Below are 16698 nucleotides of genomic sequence, written 5' to 3'. Positions count from 1 at the left end.
AACAAAGGGGGGATGTTTGCGACCGTCGCACCGTCGAGTCAGTCGCACCTGAATGTTGATATTGTCAACATCACAAAATCTAGGGACATCCTGTTTCCGACATGTAACGGCCCCATTGCGATCTGTTAAGCATAGATAGCGGGAGGTGACGAACTCGACAGCATCCTGAATGCGCAGCCGCACTCGCGAGCTCTGCGCACGATAAAATCCTGTGCCCATCACAATTTCTGTGCCCACGACATCTGGAGGACCCCGTCACGACCACCGAGGCCGAGACCGACCGTCACGCCGAGAGGCTCGGCGCTCGCATCCGTGAACTGCGCCTCGCGCGGGGTCTGACCCTCGTGCAGTTGGCGGGGATTGCCGGGCTGTCGCATCCGTTTCTCAGCCAGCTGGAGCGCGGTCGGGCCCGCCCCAGCATGGCCTCGCTCGAGCGCATCGCCCACGCACTCGGCAGCAGCCAGCTCGAACTCATCGCCGCCGGTGAGGAGGACGATCAGCCCGACCAGCCCGATATCGTCGTGGTGCGTTCCGACGAGGGAACCCGAGGGCCATACGGCGCCGGCCTCGGTCGCCTGTTGGTGCACGGTCGTCGCGGATTCCACCCGATGGAGTTCACCGCCGACAGCGAGGAGCTCGGGGAGTTCTACCAGCACGACGGCGACGAGTTTCTCTACGTTCTCGAGGGCACCGTGGCGGTGGACTTCGAGGGGCGCGATTCTTCGGTGCTCACCGAGGGCGACTCGATCTACTTCGAAGGCGGGATCCGGCATCGCTGGCACGCCGTGAAACCGGGCGGATATCGCCTGTTCGTGGTCAAGCAGAAGCCCGAGGCGAGGTTGGTGAAGTCCCGCTTCGTCGGTGGCCTGATCGGGGATGCTTCGTTCGACGACGATGGTCTGGCGGACGGTGCTGTGGGGGACGAGCCGTGAGTTCGGGCGGCGAGCGGGAGATCGATGCCCGGGTCGTGGCGGTGACGCCGGCCGCGGCATCCGTCGTCCTGATCGATCTGGAGGCTCCGGGCGCCGCGCTTCCCGCGTGGGAGCCCGGCGCGCACATCGATCTGCTGCTGGCAGCGGGCGAGCGTCAGTACTCGCTGATCCCGACGGATGCCGGCCGCTGGCGCATCGCCGTGTTGCGAGAGACCGCGGGCCGGGGTGGGTCGGCGTGGCTTCACGATTCCCTGGGTGTCGGTGACACCGTGCGAGTGCGCGGCCCGCGCAACCACTTCGGATTCGCACCGGTCACCGGCACGCGGTACCTGTTTCTTGCCGCGGGAATCGGCATCACGCCGATCGCCGCGATGGTGGCGTCGGCACGCTCGGCCGGGGTCGAATTCTCGGTGCACTACGCGGGACGCACCCGCGGTGCAATGGCGCTGCTCGACCAGGTGCCGGAGGCCGAGTTGCACGTCTCCGACGAGGGAACGCGGATGGACCTGCCAGCCATCATCTCCGCGCTCGACCCGGCGACCGCGATCTACTGCTGCGGGCCGGCGCACTTCATCGAGGCGGTCGAGGCGGCGGCGGGCGATCATCCGCTGCACGTCGAGCGGTTCGAGGCCAAGGAACTCGGTGCCCCGGTCTACGCGGAGGCCTTCGAGGTGGAACTCGCGCTGTCGGGCGAGACGCTCACCGTTCCGCCGGATCGCAGCATCCTCGAGGTCGTGGAGGAGGCGGGCGTGTTCGTGCTCTCGAGCTGCCACGAGGGCACCTGCGGCACCTGCGAGACGCAGGTGTTGGAGGGCGAGGTGGAGCATCGCGACTCGATTCTCACGCCCAGCGAGCAGGCCGAAAACCGTGTGATGTACATCTGTGTCTCGCGCGCGGCCTGTCCCCGCCTGGTGCTGGAGCTCTAGCCCGCCGCCGCTGGTTGAGTAGCGCACGCGCTCTGGCGCGTCCGCGTATCGAAACCCCCGCGCGCCTACTCGACCGACGAACGACCGAGACGGGAGTTCAGGGTCGCCACGATCTCACGCTCGTCGGCGGTGACCAGCTCGTAGTCGCGCACGACCACCCTTCCCGCCACCACCACGTGCTTCGGGCGGCGACCGGGCGCCGCCCACAGTAGCCCGGCGACGGGGTCGGCGACCCCGGCATCCGCGACCCCGGAGACGTCCCAGACGCAGAGGTCGGCGGCGGCGCCGGGGCGCAGCTGCCCGAGCTCGGGCCGGCCGAGCCCCGCCGCGGATCCTGCCATGGCCATACCGAGCACCGAGCGAGCGGCGATCGGCGCGCCGACCAGGGGTGCCACCTGCATCGCGAGCCGGGCATCCGCCAGCAGGTGTCCGGCGTCGTTGCTGCCGCCGCCGCTGGTGCCGAGCCCCACGACGATTCCGGCCTCGCGCAGAGCGGAAACCGGCGCGATGCCCCAGCCCATCGGCAGGTCGCAGCCCGGCGCGTGCGTCGCGGTGATTCCGGATGCCGCCAGCCGACGGATCTCATCGTCCGTCACGTCGCAGAGGTGCGCGAGCGTCACGCCCGTCTCCAGCCAGCCCCACTCCTCGAGCAGATCGATCGGGCGCTTGCCGTACTTCTCGAGCGCGATGGCGACGTCCACCTGTTCGTTGGCCTGGGTCCGACGCTTCAGCGCGTACGTCGCGGCGACCTCTCCGAGCAGCTCGAAGGTCTCCCTGCTGTCGCTGTGCACCCCGGCCGGCCCGACCGCGAGCTGCAGCATCCCGTCGTCGCTCACGCCGCCTCGGGTGCCGGGCAGCAGCGCTTCGACGATCGCCGCGGCCGAGGCGGCCGCGTCCTGCGGATCGTCGCGGGCCGAGCCGCGCACGAAGGCGAGGCGCGCGCCCAGCGCGCGGGCGGCATCCGTCGTCGCGGTCGCGATCGCCACGGTGTCGGCGCCCGACGGCCAGGTGAGGTGGTGGTCGGCGACGGTGGTCACGCCGCTGAGCAGAGCCTCGGCGAGACCGACGGATGCCGCAGCGTGCGCCAGTTCGGCATCCACACCGACCCGGGTGTAGGCCGCGGCCATCGTGGGCAGCCACTCCGACATGACGACGCCCCGCGTTCCGGGCAGGGTGCGGAATGCGCTCTGCAGCAGGTGGTGGTGTGCGTTGACGAGCCCCGGCGTCACCACACAACCGCTCGCATCGATCACCTCGCCGCGCTCGGCGGGAGCGCCGGCGAGAACGACACCGTCGTCGAGGTGCAGGTTGCCCGAGACCTCGGTGAATTCGTCGATGAGGATGTGGTCGGCGCCGGTAATGGTGAGCATGCACATGTTCTACCAGGTGCGGCGGCCGGTCATTGGTGTGCGATTCTTTCAGGGAGCGAAGGGGACTCATGCCTGGCAAGACCATCGTCATCACGGGAGGCAGCGACGGCATCGGCGCCGCCGCCGCGCGGCAGTTGACGCAGCAGGGGGAGCGGGTGGTGCTCGTCGGGCGCTCGCCGCAGAAGACCGAGGCCGTGGCACGCGAGATCGGTGCGAATTGGTATCTGGCCGACTTCGCCGAGCTCGACGACGTGCGCGAGCTCGCCGAGAAGTTGCTCGCCGCGTACCCGCGGATCGACGTGCTGGCGAATAACGCCGGCGGCCTGATGGGCGACCGCACGGTCACGGTCGACGGTCACGAATTGACGTTCCAGGTGAACCACCTGGCGCCCTTCCTGCTCACTAGCCTGCTGCACGACCGCCTGGTCGAGTCGCAGGCGACGGTCATCGGCACCGCGAGTTCGGCGGGGCGCGTCTTCGGCCGCGTCGACCTGGACGACCTGGAGAGCGCGCACGACTACAGACCGTCGCGCGCCTACGGCACCACGAAGCTCCAGAACATCATGTTCGCCCGTGAGCTCGACCGGCGCTATCGCGACAGCGGCATCTCGGCCGCCTCATTCCACCCGGGAATCGTGGCCACCAATTTCTCGTCGGGCAGCAACAGCCATCTTCGGCGCTTCTATGCGCGCGGGGTTCGACGCTTTCTGACCACGGCGGAGAAGGGGGCGGACACCCTGGTTTGGCTGGCCACCACGCGTCCCGGCGTCGACTGGCCGCACGGCGAGTACTTCACCCATCGCACAGTCTCCAAGTCCAATCGTCAGGCCTACGACGAGACGCTCTGCCGTGGCCTGTGGGACCGCAGCGCCGCACTGGTGGGAGTCGGTTAACTCGTTCGAAACGCAGCCGTGAGAGGCTGACGGCATGTTCGAACTCGCCGACCGCCTGCTCGCGCTGGGCGAGCGCGGTCGCCCGATCGCCGTCGCCACGGCCGTCTCCATCGACGGCAGCGCCCCCCGTACGATCGGCACCTCGATGGCCTTCGACGGCGCCGAGGTGATCGGCAGCATCGCGGGCGGCTGCGTCGAGGGCGCGGTGGTCGGGGTCTGCGAGGAGGTGCTCGGCGACGGGCTACCGCGCACCGTGGAGTACGGCGTCAGCGACGAGACCGCGTTCTCGGTCGGGCTGACCTGCGGCGGACAGATCCGGGTGCACGTGCGGCTGCTGACGGATGACGTGGCCGACCAACTGCGCGTCGTGACGGCCGGCGGGGCGGCCGGCACGGCATCCGTGCTCTCGCTCGTCCGGAGCGAACACCGGGCCCGCCTCGACGCCGAACTCGCCGCCCGCATCGCGATCGGCGAGACGGGCCTCGGGGTGATCGACTGCGACGGTGAGCTCATCGAGACGTTCTTCGAGGTGTCGACGCCCGCACCCCACCTCATCGTCTTCGGTGCGATGGAGTTCTCGGCGGCCCTCGCCCAGGCGGCACGGATGCTCGGCTATCGCATCACGGTGTGCGACCCGCGTCCGCTCTTCGCCACCCCCACCCGTTTCCCCGGTGCCGAGGTCGTCGTCAGCTGGCCGACCACCTGGCTGGCCGCGCAGCAGGTCGACGAGCGCACGATGATCTGCGTGCTCAGTCACGACGCCCGCTTCGACGCCGAACTGATCGCCGCGGCCCTCGATACCCCGGCCGCCTTCGTCGGCGCGATGGGATCGCGCACCACACACGACCGCCGGGTCGCGTCGCTGCGCGAGCGCGGGGTCAGTGAGGAGTCGATCTCCCGGCTCCGGTCGCCGATCGGCTTGGACATCGGCGCGAGCACGGTCGAGGAGACCGCCGTCGCGATCCTGGCCGAGATCATCGCGGTGCGAACGAGAGCGTCGACGCTCCCGCTGGTGGCGACGGCCGGGCCGATCCATCGGCGAGCCACCGCGGAACTCCCGTTGGTCGAGTAGCGCCCGAGGAACGAGGCGCGTATCGAGGCCTGCCCCGATTTCGATACGCGAACGCGCCAGAGCGCGTGCGCTACTCAAGCAGCGGCAGCCGCGGCCTACTCAACCGGCGAGACGGGGGCGTGCAGCAGGCGCCAGAGGCGGTCGCGCGACATCGGCAGCTCGTACGGTCGCACGCCGAGGGCGTCCCGAATCGCGTTCGCCAGCGCGGGGGCGACCGGGTTGTACGGCGCTTCGCTCATAGACTTCGCCCCGAGCGGCCCGGTGTCGTCGAAGGTGTCGGCGAACAGCACCTCCGTGACCGGGATGTCCGCAAACTGCGGTACGTGATAGTTGCGGAACGCCGTGGTGGTCACCGTTCCCGCGCCGTCCAGCAGAACTTCCTCGTACAAGGCCGTGCCGATGGCCTGCGCCGTGCCGCCCTCGATCTGTCCGCGCAACTGTTCCGGGTTGAGCACGACCCCGGCATCCGCGGCCTGAACCGACTGCAGAATGCGCACCTCGCCGGTCGCGGGATCGACCGCGACGCGAAAACCGTGAACATTGAAGGCCACCGAGCGCGGTGTGCCGTCGTGGCTGCCGTCCGCACTCAGCGCGCCCAGTTCGGATGCCGACACCAGCCGTGATGGCACCAGCACACCGCCAGAAACCACCTCCCCGTGCTCACCGGTCAGGTCATATGCCCGAGTGAGCATGCTCTGTTTGAGTTTCACTGCGGCGGCCAGCAATGCCTTACCGGCGACCACGACACCGGCAGACCCGTACGCCCCGGTGTCGTAACGCGCGACATCCGTGTCCGATTGTTTGATCTGTATCCGGTCGACGGTGGTATTGAGTTCGGTCGCCACCAGTTGTCCGTGCACGGTGGTGGTGCCGTTGCCGAATTCGGCAGTGCCGACGCGGAGTTCGTAGTCGCCCGAGTCGAGCAGGGTGACCACCGTGTCGGCATAGTGGCCGCGCGGCGGGATGCTCGCGATCATGGCGATCGCCATGCCGGTGCCGTACTTCCATCGCCCTTCGACAAGCTCATGGCCCGTCGACGAGCTCAGGGACCGCACGGTCCCTGAACTCGTCGACGGACCAGCCAGCGCAGCCTCGACCAGGTCGAGGCACTGGTCGAGCCCGTAGGAGTGCATGTCGAGGTCTGTCTTCTCGTCAGGATCGACGACCACCATCGGGTCGCCGGGCACGACCACGTTCTTGCGCCGCAGCTCGAATGGCGACATGCCGAGCTTGAGTGCGAGCTCGTCCATCGCCGACTCGACCGCGTAGATGACCTGCCCGAGGCCGTAACCGCGGAAGGCGCCGGACGGGAGATTATTCGTGTAGACCGACTCGGCATCCACCCGTCGGTTCGCGCAGCGGTACACGCCGATCGACTCGTGAACGCTGTGGAACATCACACCGATGCCGTGATTGCCGTATGCGCCGGTGTCCATGAGCTCGTCGATCGCGATCGCCGTGAGCGTGCCGTCGGCGCGGGCGGCCAGGGTCACCCCGACGCGCATCGGATGCCGGGGCGACGCCACCGTGAACTCGTCGCTGCGGCGCAGCTCGTACTGCACCGCACGCCCGGTGCGCAGCACTGCGAGCATGACCAGGTCTTCGGTGATCAGCTCCTGCTTGCCGCCGAACCCGCCGCCGACCCGCTTGGTGAACACGCGCACCCGGTCCTGCTCGACGCCGAAGATGTGGCACAGTTCGTCACGCACGAGGTACGGAACCTGCGAGCTGGTGCGCAACACCACCCGGCCGTCGGCGTCCAGCCAGCCTCGGGTGGCGTGGGTCTCGAGGGCCGCGTGGTTCACCCGCTGGGTCTGCCAGACGCCGGTGACCACGGCATCCGCCTCGGCGATCGCGGCGTCTACGTCGCCGGTCTCGCCGTGCAGCTGTGCGAGCACGTTGCGGCTCGCATCGGAGATCCGGTTCTCCGGACCCTTCTCGCCGTGCACGAGAGGGGCGCCAGGAGCGCGGGCGAGATCGGGGTCGAAGACGGCGGGCAGCTGCTCGTATTCGACATCGATGAGCGAGAGAGCCAGCTCGGCGTGGGCAACGGTGTCGGCGATGACGGCGGTGACGCGCTGCCCGCGGAAGCGCACGACGGTGTCGAAGACGAGCGTGTCGTCGGGGTCATCCGTTCGATGCTCGTGACGACCGGTGGAGAACAGGGTGGCGGGGGAGTCGCGGTGGGTCAGCACCGCGTGCACGCCATCCGCGGCCTCCGCCCGGGAAGTATCGATGGAGAGGATGCGCGCGTGCGCGTGCGGGCTGGGGAGCACCGCGAGGTGCAGCAGGGAGGTGGTCGTCAGGTCGAGGGTGTACTCCTCGCGCCCGGTGGCCACCCGCATTCCGGCGGGGGCTTTCACCGAGCGGCCCGCTGCCTCGCCGGCCTGCGGCTGCACGATGTTGTCGAGGCCGTGGATCGCGTCGGCGATCGCCCGATACCCGGTGCACCGGCACAGGTTGCCCTTGAGCATCCGCGGCAGATCCTCGCGGTCGGCCTCGTCGAAGGTAGACGCCGTGACGATCATCCCCGCCGTGCAGAACCCGCACTGGAATCCTGCGGCGTGCACGAAGGCTTCCTGCAGCGGATGCGGCGCCTCCGGGCTTCCGAGCCCAGACACCGTCGTCACCTCGGCTCCGTCGAGGCGGTGCGCCGGGTAGATGCAGGAGTGGATCGGCGACCCGTCGAGGATCACCGAGCACGCCCCGCAGTCGCCCGCGTCGCAGCCCTTCTTCACCTCGAAGTGGCCGTGGTCGCGCAGCACCGTGCGCAGCACCTGGCCGGGCAGGGGACTCGCCTCGATCTGCTCGCCGTTCACGGTGAATCTCATTGCAGCTCCGCTCGTAATTCTTCGGCGAAACGCGCGCTCATCGCCCGACGCCAATCCGCGGCGCCGTGCGGATCGGTGTACCAGCAGTCGATGCCGAGCAGCGCCCGCTCGAGCGCGGCGGCCGACGGCGGCTCGTCGAAGCGCAGCTGCACCGGCCGGGTCGTGCCCCCGGTGACCGTGAACACGACCTCGGGGCTGGCTCCCGAAGCGGATGCCCGCGCGATCACCATGGTGCCGGTACGTCCCAGCGGCGAGAGCGCGATGCGCCGGAACCCGGTGCGTGATTCGAGGGAACTCCGCGGGATCTCGATCGCGCGCAGCACCTCGCCGGGTGCGAGAGCGGTCTGCCGCACCCCGGTGACCAGGTCGGCGACGGGGAGCGTGCGCTCGCCGTCATCCGCTGTCCAGATGATCGCCGTGGCGTCGAGGGCAGCCGCCAGAGAGGTCATCGGGCCGGCCGGGAGGGCGGTGGCGATGTTGCCGCCGACGGTGGCGACATTCCAGATCTTGAAGGAGGCGAGCAGCGAGTTGGCGCACTGCCAGAACAGCGCTCGGGCATCGCCGATACCGCGGTCGCGGCCGCCGGCCAGCGGGTCCGAGCGCAGGTCAGCGGGGGTGAGGGCGGCGAGGTCGGCGATCGTGCTGGTGGCGGAGATGGTGAGCGCGGCATCGGTCTCGGTAATCGACGGCCAGCCCATGCCGGTGAGATCCACGAGGCCGGTGAGGCCGTCTTGCTCTTCGGAGAACAGCCAGGTGCCGCCGCCAAGCGGCTGCTCACCGGGCGCGAAGACGATGTCGTCGCGGTTTCGGGCGACGCGCACCTCTCGAACGCTGATGAGATCCATTGTTCCAGCAGTCAACATCACGAATGTGACGGCGGTGTAACGGGCGCCCCGGGTGCGCCGAAGTCAGTACGCTGAAGTCATGAGTGGATCGGGCGCACAGGGGCATCCCTCTGACGAGTCCGACGACGACGCCTTCACCTGGGGCACGGAGCGCGACGCGACTCATGTCGAGTCGGCCGTCGATGCTCCCGTTGTCGATGAGGACGAGATCGATGACGCGCCGGAGCCGACCAGCTCGGTGCTGCTCGTCGTCTACGGCATCTTCGCCGGGGTCTTTCTGCTCTACGTCGTGGGGTGGATCATCGCGGTCCAGTCGATCGGCGTCGGATCGGCAGGTGCGCTGGCGCTGATCCTCGATCGGGTCGCCCAGTTCCTGGCCTTCCTGTCGCCGGCGATCTGGTTCTTCGGCGTGCTGCTGCTGGTGCCGAACACCAAGGCCCGACGGCGCATCCTCTGGCTTCTGCTCGGTGTGGTCGTGCTTGCGCCGTGGCCCTTCGTGCTGGGATTCGGATCGTGAGCGCCGCAGAACTCAGCACCGAACGCACCAAGTTCGGCGTGATCCACGCGATCATCGCCGTGGTGTTCGGGCTGCTCTTCGCCTTCTACTTCTACGAGGCGCTCGCGCAGACCCTCGAGCTGTCTGGCTACCTCCAGACGCAGAACGGCGTACTGAAGAAGGCGGGCGGTACCGAGCTCGTGTTCCCGTGGGCTGCGATCGCCCCGCTGCTGGCGCTGCCGTTCATCACCTTCGGGCTCGCCTTCGTGATCGCCCGCCGTCGCCCGATCCTCGCCTTCGTCGGGGTATTCGTGATGGCGCTCGCCGTGCTGTCCGCCGGCGCGTTGACCCTCGAGTCGATCGCCTTCTCGCTCACGCGCATTACCTGAGCCGCGACATCCGCCCGCCCCGTCAGACGACGGCGTAGCTCAGACGACCGCGACCAGGATGACCGCGATCAGCACGACCTGCGCCACGAACCGCGGCCAGAACGGGATCGCTGCTCGCCCGAAGCGCTCCGGGTTCTGAGCGGCAAAGTTGTTCGCCGGAAACACCGCGATCAGAAACACCGCCAGCGCGATTCCGGCCGCGAAAGCGAGACCGGGCACCAGGGATGCCGGAATCAGGATGCCGACGCCCCCCGCGATCTCGCACACTCCTGTGAACCGCACCAGCGTCTTTCCGCTCACCCGGGTCTTGAGCGATGGCGGGATCATCGCCACCATAGCGCGCGCGGATTTCGGCACGAAGTGATTGATCCCCATCGGCACGAAGATCAGGGCGACGAGGATGCGGAGCACCAGTTGGACGATGTCGAAGGCGCTCATTGCTCCATTGTGCGTCACGCGCAGTCACACACAGACCGCTGCCGATAGGGTGAAGGGGCTTTCGGGTAGCCGTTCCGTGCTGCCCATCTTTTGACCGAAGGACTCGATTCGTGGCCAAGCCGATCGTGCTGATCGCTGAAGAACTTTCCCCCGCAACCGTCGAGGCCCTCGGCCCCGACTTCGACGTGAAGAACGTCGACGGAACCGATCGGACCGCCCTGCTCGCGGCCCTGGAAGATGCGGATGCGATCCTGATTCGTTCCGCGACGCAGGTCGACGAGGAGGCCATCGCCGCGGCGAAGCAGCTCAAGGTCATCGCCCGCGCCGGTGTGGGTCTCGACAACGTCGACATCAAGGCGGCGACCGCCGCCGGCGTCATGGTGGTCAACGCGCCGACGTCGAACATCATCTCGGCCGCGGAACTGACGGTCGGCCACATTCTGAGTCTCGCCCGCCACATCCCCGCCGCGCACGGCGCGCTCGCGCAGGGGCAGTGGAAGCGGTCGAAGTACACCGGTGTCGAGCTGTTCGAGAAGACGGTGGGCATCATCGGCCTCGGCCGTATCGGCGCCCTCATCACCGCCCGTCTGCAGGCCTTCGGCATGAACATCGTCGCCTACGACCCCTACGTCACGGCCTCGCGCGCACAGCAGCTCGGCGTCACCCTGCTGCCGCTCGACGAGCTGCTCGCCACTGCGGACTTCATCAGCATTCACATGCCGAAGACGCCGGAGACCACCGGCATGATCTCGGATGCCCAGCTCGCCCTGATGAAGCCGACCGCGTTTGTCGTCAACGTGGCCCGCGGCGGCCTCATCGACGAGGACGCGCTGTACCGTGCCCTCACCACGAACGAGATCGCGGGCGCCGGGCTGGATGTCTTCGTGCACGAGCCCCCGACCGGCTCGCCGCTGCTCGACCTTCCCAACGTCGTCGTCACCCCTCACCTCGGGGCTTCCACCGATGAGGCGCAGGAGAAGGCCGGGGTCTCGGTGGCCAAGTCGGTGCGTCTCGCGCTCGGCGGTGAGCTGGTGCCGGATGCCGTCAACGTTGCCGGCGGCATCATCGATCCGACCGTGCGCCCGGGCATCCCGCTGATGGAGAAGCTCGGCCAGATCTTCTCGGGGTTGGCGGGCAGCCCGGTCACCTCGATCGATGTCGAGGTGCGCGGAGAGATCACCGCGTTCGACGTGAGCGTGCTCAAGCTCGCCGCGCTGAAGGGCGTGTTCACCAACGTCGTGAGCGAGTCGGTCAGCTACGTCAACGCGCCGCTGCTCGCCGAACAGCGCGGCATCGCCGTGCGCCTCGTGACGGATGCCGTCAGCGACGAATACCGCAACCTCCTGACCGTGCGCGGCGCGCTTGCCGATGGCACCCAGATCTCCGTCTCGGGAACGCTGACCGGGCCGAAGCAGACCGAGAAGATCGTCGAGATCAACGGCTACGACGTGGAGGTACCGGTCGCGGATCACCTGATCGTCATGGTGTACACCGATCGCCCCGGCATCGTCGCGGTCTACGGCAAGGAGTTCGGTGACGCCGGCATCAACATCGCCGGCATGCAGATCAGCCGTCGTGAGGCCGGTGGCCAGGCGCTCAGCGTGCTGACCGTCGACTCGCCGGTGCCGGACGGCCTGCTCGAGACCGTGCGCACCGCCATCTCCGCCGACCTGCTCCGCGAGATCGACATCACCGAATAGCCCGTCCCCTAGGCTCGGTCCCGTGAACCGGGTCGTTCGAACGCTTGCCGTCACCACGCTCGTCGCGCTCTTCCTCGGAACCCCGCTGGCGGCATCCGCTGCCCCGCTCCACGCTCCAACGGCCCCGCGCGACGTCAGCGATTTCAGCTTCGTGTCGTACGACGCCGACTTCTATCTCTCCCGCAACGCCCAGAGGCACGGCACGCTGAAGACGGTCGAGACCTTCGTCGCTCAGTTCCCCGACTTCGACCAGAACCGCGGGATCATCCGCGCGATCCCGACGGACTACGACGGCGTGCCGCTGCACACCGACGTCGAATCGGTTACCGACGCGACCGGCGCCCCGGTGAACTTCGAGAAGACGGAGAACGACGGCTATGTCGAGCTCGCTCTCGGCACCGACGAGTACGTGCGCGGCCAGCAGACCTATCGCATCACCTACACCCAAGAGAACGTCGTGCGGTATTTCCCCGACGCGAAGAACGACGAGTTCTACTGGGACACCAACGGCACCGGGTTCGCCCAGAGCTTCGGCAGGGTCACCGCCCGCGTGCACATCGACCCGTCGATCGTCGATCTGCTTGACGGCAGCGCGGCCTGTTACCAGGGAGCGCAAAACTCGAACACGACCTGCCCGATCACCCAGACTGACGACAAGCAACTCTTCACCGCGACCGCCTCGAATCTCGGTCCGCGGCAGAACCTCACGGTCGCGATCGGCTTCGACGCGAAGAGTTTCGTGGAAGTTCCGCGCGAGGGCTTCGGATTCAACGTGCCGCTGTGGTCGACGATTCTGGCCATCGCCCTCTCGGTGATCAGCCTGCTGTTCCTCATCGGCGTCGTCATCCGTCGGTTCGCCTTCGGCCAGCAGGACGCGAAGGGTCGCGGCGTCATCATCCCCCAGTACAGCGTGCCGAAGCAGCTCAATCTGCTGGAGGCTGGCGCGATCGTCGGGCGCACGGCATCCGCAGTTTCCGCACAGGTCGTGAGTTTCGCGGTGCGGGGCAACCTGCGAATCCTCGACTACGCCGTCGACGACGGGGGCGGCGATTTCACCGTGCAGCTCCTCAACGACACCGGGGTGGATGACGACGAACGCTCGTTGCTCGTGGCGATATTCGGTGCCGATCTGAAGCCGGGCGACACCCAGGCTCTCGGCATCACTGACGATGCTCTCGCTCGAAAACTCGCCGTCGTCACCGGCGCGCAGGCCAAGCGATTGCAGGATCGCGGGTTCACCCGCAAGGCATCGTTCATTCCCGGCCTCGTTGCGATCCTGATCGACGTCGTCCTGTTCGTCGTGGTGGTCGCCGTCAGCTTCCTCACCGCGGCCGCCGGGGTGTTCAGTCCGTGGATGATCGCCGCCCTCATCCTCACCTTCGTCGGATTCTTCATCACGATCGGGCTGGCTATCCGTGGCCCGCTGCTCACCGACGCCGGGGCGGAGCAGCGCGACTATCTGCTCGGCATGCGTGACTACCTGAAGCTCGCCGAAGCCGACCGGTTCCGCATGTTGCAGAGCCCAGAAGGGGCGGACCGGGTGGATGTCGGCGACAGCGCGGAACTCGTCAAGCTCTACGAGAAGCTGCTCCCGTTCGCCGTGCTCTGGGGCATGGAAGAGGAATGGTCGAAGGAGCTCGCGGTGAAGTACGACGCGGCCTCCCAGTCGCCGAACTGGTACGTCTCGAACACCAACGTCTTCAATTCGCTGCTGTTCGCGCAGGCGTTCAGCGGCTTCTCGTCGTCGGTCGGAACGACTTCCACCCCGACGCCCACCTGGACCAGTGGTGGCGGAAGCAGCGGCGGCAGTTTCGGCGGCGGCTCCTTCGGCGGTGGGTTCTCCGGCGGCGGTGGCGGCGGTGGAGGCGGCGGCGGCCGCTAGCGCCGCGCACAGGCCCCACGTTCTCTCGCACGTTTGCCCGAAAATGCAGGTTTTGGGCATCTAAGACCTGCATATTTGGGCAAACGTGAGCGAACTGCCCGAGATGGCTGCCCGATCGCGAGAAGCGACGACCATCTTGGGCAACTCGGCGAGTACTTTGTCCTAAACCCACTGGAGGATTACATGGCCGATCGATATCTGTTCCTCATCATCGAGGGCGCGTGGGAGAACCCCAGCCCGGAGTCTTTCGCCGAGGAGATGGCGAAGCACGAAGCGTTCATGGCCGCGGTCGTCGCGACCGGCGGAAAGGTGCTCAGCGGAGAGGCGCTGCAGGGCCTCGAAACCGGCTACTCCGTGGTTCCGTCCCGGGAGGGGCAGCCCGCCATGTACTCCGACGGCCCGCTCTCCGATCCGGCCGCGGACTTCCTCAGCGGGTATTACCTGATCGAGGTCGATACCCCGGCGATCGCGCGCGACCTCGCGGCGCTCTGCCCGACGGGCGGATCGATCGAGGTGCGCCCCGTGTGGAACATGGAGATGTAATTTCTCGGCCATCCGGGCTTGGTACCGTTAAGGGCACCGCCGAACGCGCACAAGGAGACACATCATGGCTGCAGACATCATCGTCGGATTTCTCGGCGTCTTCGTGCTCGTCGGTTTCGTCGGAACTGTCATGGCGATCGTCGCCATGGTGAAGGCACCGAACCACGACTGACCGCGGCGCCGCGCTGTTGCGCGGTTGGAGAGCGGATGACGCTTCCGCGCTCCTGCGAGCCGTCACCGTCTCCGACGATCTCGGCCCGCAATTCGGCGGCACCACACCCGCGGATATCCATGGCGCGCGGCGGGCTATCGGCATTCTCGGCGCGACATCCGACGCCGTCTGCAACTTCGCAATCGAGCTGAATGGGATTGCCGTCGGCAATGTGGGAATCTCCGCGATGGAGGATCGGCACGGCACCGGGTGGGTGTACTACTGGCTCTCTGCCGAGGCGCGCGGCCGCGGCCTAGCGTCGGCTGCGCTCGCGACAGCGGCGAACTGGGCGTTCAGTGACCGCGGGCTCTTCCGCCTGGAACTCGGACACCGCACGAACAACCCCGCATCATGTGCCGTCGCCCGCGCTGCCGGTTTCATCGCGGAGGGCGTCGAGCGCCAGAAGCTGCGCTACGGAACTGACCGTTTCGACGTGGAGACGCATGGTCGTCTCGCCACGGACCCGTCCACGGGCGTTGCGCTGTTGCCGATCACGGTGGGGTGAGTGTCGCGGCGGAACGGATGCGCGCATTCGTAATGACAGTTCGGACTAATGTCAGCCCGAACTGACATTGCCGCGTGTCGCGGAGCAGCGTCATCTGCGAAACGTGAAGACAGTTCGCGCTGATGTTAGCGCGAACTGACAACACGAAATCGACAAGCCGTCGGCCAGCCTCGCCCGGCGAGCACGCCGCCTCGGGTAGCCGACCGATCGAGAGCGCCCGCTACAGGCCGTCGCCGCGGGTCTCGCGCTGGGTGACGCGCTCGGTTCCGGACGGATCGACGCCCGTGCGGGTCGTCGAGACCGTCGAGCGGCGGCGCAGCAGGAAGATCAGCGAGATGACGAAGACCACGACGCCCGCGCCCATCAGAATGTAGCCGACGAGGTCGAGATTGATCCAGGTGACCTGGAAGTTGAGGGCGAAGGTAAGAATCGCGCCTACGACGAACAGGAAAATGCCGGTGCCGATACCCATGATGTGAGTCCCTTCCGTGCGGTGAACTGCAACCGATGGACTGCAGCGCTCCGCACAGTACGCCGCCCCGAGAACCCCGAGCGCCGACCGGTACGCTGAAAGGCATACCGCAGACGTCTTTCGAGGAGCACCGGCATGTCCAGAACCATCAAGCTCGCGCTCATCCCCGGGGATGGAATCGGACCGGAGGTCGTCACCGAGGCGGTCAAGGTACTGAAGGCCGCGGTGCCCTCGGGCGTCACCGTCGACACCACGCTGTTCCCGCTCGGCGCGACCAACTTCCTCGAAACCGGCGAGATCCTCAATGAAGAGACGCTGAACGACCTCAAGGCTTTCGACGCGATCCTGCTCGGCGCGGTCGGCGGTGACCCGCGCGACCCGCGCCTCAAGGGCGGCATCATCGAGCGCGGGCTGCTGCTGAAGCTTCGATTCGCCTTCGACCACTACGTCAACCTGCGCCCCACCCGGCTGTTCCCGGGCAGCGAGTCGCCTCTGAGCAACCCCGGCACCGTCGACTTCGTGGTCGTGCGGGAGGGCACAGAGGGGCCGTACGTCGGCAACGGCGGCAGCATCCGCGTCGGCACGCCGCACGAGGTGGCCAACGAGGTCAGCGTCAACACCGCCTACGGGGTCGAGCGCGTCGTGCGCTTCGCCTTCGAGACCGCCACCACACGGCAGCGCAAGAAGCTCACGCTGGTGCACAAGACCAACGTGCTGGTCAATGCGGGAAGCCTCTGGCAGCGCACCGTCGACGCGGTCTCGGCCGAGTACCCGGACATCCTGGTCGACTACCTGCACGTCGACGCGGCGACGATCTTCCTGGTCACCGACCCGAGTAGATTCGACGTCATCGTCACGGACAACCTCTTCGGCGACATCCTCACCGATCTTGCTGCCGCAATCAGCGGAGGCATCGGACTGGCCGCCTCGGGCAACATCAACCCCGACGGCACCTACCCTTCGATGTTCGAGCCCGTGCACGGGTCAGCGCCCGACATCGCGGGAAAGCAGCTCGCCGACCCCACCGCGGCGATCCTCTCCACCGCCCTGCTGCTCGATCACCTGGGACTGACGGATGCCTCGGCCTCCGTCACCGCGGCCGTGACGAGCGACCTCGCCGCGCGCGGCACCACCCGGCGCTCCACCGCGGAGGTCGGGGACGCGATCGCCGCCCGCCTGGCGCAGAATTAGAC

At 67.7% G+C, this 16698-nt stretch carries 16 protein-coding genes; 11 read left to right on the top strand and 5 right to left on the bottom strand.

What is annotated here, in order from left to right; translation table 11 throughout:
* Positions 1-242: 242 nt before the first annotated feature.
* Positions 243-932 carry a helix-turn-helix domain-containing protein gene (locus IV501_RS01665; RefSeq protein ID WP_200555390.1) on the top strand — a complete coding sequence of 230 codons (690 nt, stop codon included), beginning with the start codon at positions 243-245 and terminating at the stop codon, positions 930-932.
* Positions 929-1858, top strand: coding sequence for a PDR/VanB family oxidoreductase (locus tag IV501_RS16495; RefSeq protein ID WP_307812129.1), 930 nt, complete (start codon positions 929-931; stop codon positions 1856-1858). Before IV501_RS01665 ends, IV501_RS16495 begins: the two co-directional genes overlap by 4 nt.
* Positions 1859-1923: 65 nt before the next feature.
* Here the strand turns inward: IV501_RS16495 and IV501_RS01655 are convergent, their stop codons facing one another.
* On the bottom strand, positions 1924-3228 hold the full coding sequence (locus tag IV501_RS01655) for an amidohydrolase family protein (protein WP_234698090.1): 1305 nt from the start codon (positions 3226-3228) through the stop codon (positions 1924-1926).
* Between the two features lie 68 nt (positions 3229-3296).
* Between IV501_RS01655 and IV501_RS01650 the strand changes: the two genes are divergently transcribed.
* Both IV501_RS01650 and IV501_RS01645 read left to right on the top strand, forming a co-directional pair.
* Positions 3297-4121, top strand: coding sequence for an SDR family NAD(P)-dependent oxidoreductase (locus IV501_RS01650; protein ID WP_200554672.1), 825 nt, complete (start codon positions 3297-3299; stop codon positions 4119-4121).
* A 34-nt stretch (positions 4122-4155) separates the two neighbouring features.
* Positions 4156-5193 carry an XdhC family protein gene (locus IV501_RS01645; RefSeq protein ID WP_200554671.1) on the top strand — a complete coding sequence of 346 codons (1038 nt, stop codon included), beginning with the start codon at positions 4156-4158 and terminating at the stop codon, positions 5191-5193.
* A 95-nt stretch (positions 5194-5288) separates the two neighbouring features.
* On the opposite strand, the gene IV501_RS01640 is transcribed toward IV501_RS01645, so the two are convergent.
* Together IV501_RS01640 and IV501_RS01635 are read right to left on the bottom strand one after the other, a co-directional pair.
* On the bottom strand, positions 5289-8024 hold the full coding sequence (locus IV501_RS01640) for a molybdopterin-dependent oxidoreductase (RefSeq protein ID WP_200554670.1): 2736 nt from the start codon (positions 8022-8024) through the stop codon (positions 5289-5291).
* The gene (locus IV501_RS01635) at positions 8021-8869 is read right to left on the bottom strand and encodes an FAD binding domain-containing protein (protein WP_200554669.1); all 849 of its coding nucleotides are present in this window, start codon (positions 8867-8869) and stop codon (positions 8021-8023) included. The genes IV501_RS01640 and IV501_RS01635 overlap by 4 nt, the downstream gene beginning before the upstream one ends.
* A 79-nt stretch (positions 8870-8948) precedes the next feature.
* Here IV501_RS01635 and IV501_RS01630 point away from each other — a divergent pair, with 79 nt between their 5' ends.
* Positions 8949-9386, top strand: coding sequence for a hypothetical protein (locus IV501_RS01630; protein WP_200554668.1), 438 nt, complete (start codon positions 8949-8951; stop codon positions 9384-9386).
* The gene (locus tag IV501_RS01625; RefSeq protein ID WP_200554667.1) at positions 9383-9754 is read left to right on the top strand and encodes a hypothetical protein; all 372 of its coding nucleotides are present in this window, start codon (positions 9383-9385) and stop codon (positions 9752-9754) included. Before IV501_RS01630 ends, IV501_RS01625 begins: the two co-directional genes overlap by 4 nt.
* 39 nt (positions 9755-9793) lie before the next feature.
* Here IV501_RS01625 and IV501_RS01620 read toward each other — a convergent pair whose 3' ends face one another.
* On the bottom strand, positions 9794-10192 hold the full coding sequence (locus IV501_RS01620; RefSeq protein ID WP_200554666.1) for a DoxX family protein: 399 nt from the start codon (positions 10190-10192) through the stop codon (positions 9794-9796).
* A 110-nt stretch (positions 10193-10302) separates the two neighbouring features.
* Here IV501_RS01620 and serA point away from each other — a divergent pair, with 110 nt between their 5' ends.
* The 4 genes from serA to IV501_RS01600 all read left to right on the top strand — a co-directional run bounded on the left by serA (position 10303) and on the right by IV501_RS01600 (position 15033).
* Positions 10303-11892, top strand: coding sequence for a phosphoglycerate dehydrogenase (serA, locus tag IV501_RS01615; RefSeq protein WP_200554665.1), 1590 nt, complete (start codon positions 10303-10305; stop codon positions 11890-11892).
* A 22-nt stretch (positions 11893-11914) separates the two neighbouring features.
* Entirely contained in the window at positions 11915-13774 is a 1860-nt protein-coding gene (locus tag IV501_RS01610; protein ID WP_200554664.1) for a DUF2207 domain-containing protein, read from the top strand.
* Positions 13775-13957: 183 nt separating this feature from the next.
* Positions 13958-14317 (top strand): YciI family protein, encoded by a 360-nt coding sequence (locus tag IV501_RS01605; protein WP_200554663.1) that lies wholly within the window; start codon positions 13958-13960, stop codon positions 14315-14317.
* Between the two features lie 188 nt (positions 14318-14505).
* Positions 14506-15033, top strand: coding sequence for a GNAT family N-acetyltransferase (locus tag IV501_RS01600; RefSeq protein WP_234698089.1), 528 nt, complete (start codon positions 14506-14508; stop codon positions 15031-15033).
* A gap of 220 nt (positions 15034-15253) precedes the next feature.
* Here IV501_RS01600 and IV501_RS01595 read toward each other — a convergent pair whose 3' ends face one another.
* On the bottom strand, positions 15254-15505 hold the full coding sequence (locus tag IV501_RS01595; protein ID WP_200554662.1) for a DUF6458 family protein: 252 nt from the start codon (positions 15503-15505) through the stop codon (positions 15254-15256).
* A gap of 135 nt (positions 15506-15640) precedes the next feature.
* Between IV501_RS01595 and IV501_RS01590 the strand changes: the two genes are divergently transcribed.
* A complete protein-coding gene (locus tag IV501_RS01590; protein WP_200554661.1) occupies positions 15641-16696 on the top strand; it encodes a 3-isopropylmalate dehydrogenase in 1056 nt (351 codons plus the stop codon).
* Positions 16697-16698: the final 2 nt, after the last annotated feature.

Origin of the sequence: Lacisediminihabitans changchengi, from assembly GCF_016634425.1 — a bacterium.
Lineage (GTDB): Bacteria > Actinomycetota > Actinomycetes > Actinomycetales > Microbacteriaceae > Lacisediminihabitans > Lacisediminihabitans changchengi.
Note: the sequence above shows the minus strand (reverse complement) of the source record. Positions and strands in the feature narration are given on the sequence as shown.

What these genes read in the sequence shown, in the direction of transcription:
- IV501_RS01655 (WP_234698090.1), bottom strand. Translation starts at nt 3,228, where the DNA reads ATGCTCACCATTACCGGCGCCGACCACATCCTCATCGACGAATTCACC.
- IV501_RS01650 (WP_200554672.1), top strand. Translation starts at nt 3,297, where the DNA reads ATGCCTGGCAAGACCATCGTCATCACGGGAGGCAGCGACGGCATCGGC.
- IV501_RS01645 (WP_200554671.1), top strand. Translation starts at nt 4,156, where the DNA reads ATGTTCGAACTCGCCGACCGCCTGCTCGCGCTGGGCGAGCGCGGTCGC.
- IV501_RS01640 (WP_200554670.1), bottom strand. Translation starts at nt 8,024, where the DNA reads ATGAGATTCACCGTGAACGGCGAGCAGATCGAGGCGAGTCCCCTGCCC.
- IV501_RS01635 (WP_200554669.1), bottom strand. Translation starts at nt 8,869, where the DNA reads ATGGATCTCATCAGCGTTCGAGAGGTGCGCGTCGCCCGAAACCGCGAC.
- IV501_RS01630 (WP_200554668.1), top strand. Translation starts at nt 8,949, where the DNA reads ATGAGTGGATCGGGCGCACAGGGGCATCCCTCTGACGAGTCCGACGAC.
- IV501_RS01620 (WP_200554666.1), bottom strand. Translation starts at nt 10,192, where the DNA reads ATGAGCGCCTTCGACATCGTCCAACTGGTGCTCCGCATCCTCGTCGCC.
- IV501_RS01605 (WP_200554663.1), top strand. Translation starts at nt 13,958, where the DNA reads ATGGCCGATCGATATCTGTTCCTCATCATCGAGGGCGCGTGGGAGAAC.
- IV501_RS01595 (WP_200554662.1), bottom strand. Translation starts at nt 15,505, where the DNA reads ATGGGTATCGGCACCGGCATTTTCCTGTTCGTCGTAGGCGCGATTCTT.
- IV501_RS01590 (WP_200554661.1), top strand. Translation starts at nt 15,641, where the DNA reads ATGTCCAGAACCATCAAGCTCGCGCTCATCCCCGGGGATGGAATCGGA.